The organism is Candidatus Hydrogenedentota bacterium (assembly GCA_035450225.1).
GTDB lineage: Bacteria > Hydrogenedentota > Hydrogenedentia > Hydrogenedentales > SLHB01 > DSVR01.
Window position 1 is genome coordinate 1 of the sequence record DAOTMJ010000113.1, and the last position, 1,238, is coordinate 1,238.

Genomic DNA, 1,238 nt, shown 5'->3' on the forward strand with positions numbered 1-1,238 from the left:
ATGTCGTCGGCGAACTCGAGGCCGCTGCCGGTGGGGACGCCCTGCGCGATACGCGTGACGGCGATGCCGAGCGGGGCAATCAGCCCGGAGAGGTACATCGCCGTGGCATCGCCCTCCGCCGTCGCGTTCGTCGCGACGATCACCTCCCGGATTTCGCCGCTTTCGAGCCGTTTCATGAGCGCGTCTATACGCAGTTGCGACGGGCCGATGCCGTCCAACGGACTCAGCGCGCCGTGCAGAACGTGGTACAGGCCGCGGTAGTTGCCGGATTTTTCGAGGGCGATCGCGCCCGTGGGCCGTTCGACGACGCACACTACGCTCCGGTCGCGGCGCGGGTCTTCGCACACGGGACACGGGTTGGTCTCGGTAAGGTTGCAGCACACGGCGCATTGGGTGATGGCCCTGCGGGCGGTTCCGATGGCTTGGATCAAGGCCTCCGCCTCTTCTTCCGGGGCGCTTAGGAGGTGCATCGCGAGCCGTTCGGCGGACCGTTTGCCAATCCCTGGCAGATTGAGCAGGGCGTCAATCAAGGCCTGCATCGCGGGCGACTGAATAAGCATCGAAACCCCCATTGCGTCCGGCAGGACCTAGCGCGCGACCGCGCCCGACAGGATCTGCTCGCGCAAATGTTCCCATTCCTCGGTTTTGGCCACGCGGGTCATCACATCCACGCGGTCCAGAAAGACAAAGCCGTCAAGGTGATCCGTCTCGTGCTGGATGATGCGCGCGAGCAGGTCTTCAGCATGGAAATCGAGCGGTTTGCCTCGCACGTCTTGGGCGCGCACGCGGATCCGTTTGAAACGCCGAACCGGCGCGTAAATCTGCGGCACGCTCAGGCAGCCTTCCTCGGCGGTCTCGTATCCATCGCCTTCGTCGAATTCCGGATTGACAAGACACATTTCGATATTCTTTTCCGGTTCGCGCAGGACAAACAGGCGGAGCGATTCTCCAATCTGCGGGGCAGCCAGTCCTACTCCGTCGAATTCCTCCATCGTCTCGAGCATCTCCTCCGCCAGCCGCCGCAGTTTGGACCCGAATTCGCTTACGGGCGCCGCCTTGCGCGCGAGCCGTTCGTCGGGATACAGGAGTATCTCACGAGTGGCCATACATCCAAACCTTTGTTTTTCATCAGTTTGTTACAACACAAATCCTATCACGCGCCATTCCCCGCGCGCAAAATGGCCGAAAAATCGCGGCGGCATCGAATCCGCGGCGGCTATTCCTGTATACTCCGCCGA

2 protein-coding genes are annotated in these 1,238 nt (G+C 62.2%); both read right to left on the minus strand.

The genetic code is table 11. The annotated features are described in order from the left end of the window. Nucleotides 1-560, minus strand: a 560-nt coding sequence (gene recR / locus P5540_19960; GenBank protein HRT67090.1) for a recombination mediator RecR, incomplete at its 3' end; no start/stop codon positions are given. 27 nt (nucleotides 561-587) lie between these two features. Beyond that, nucleotides 588-1,106: a peptide deformylase gene (gene def / locus P5540_19965; protein HRT67091.1), complete on the minus strand. Its 519-nt coding sequence runs from the start codon at nucleotides 1,104-1,106 to the stop codon at nucleotides 588-590. Between the last annotated feature and the right edge of the window lie 132 nt (nucleotides 1,107-1,238).

What these genes read in the sequence shown, in the direction of transcription:
- def (HRT67091.1), bottom strand. Translation starts at nt 1,106, where the DNA reads ATGGCCACTCGTGAGATACTCCTGTATCCCGACGAACGGCTCGCGCGC.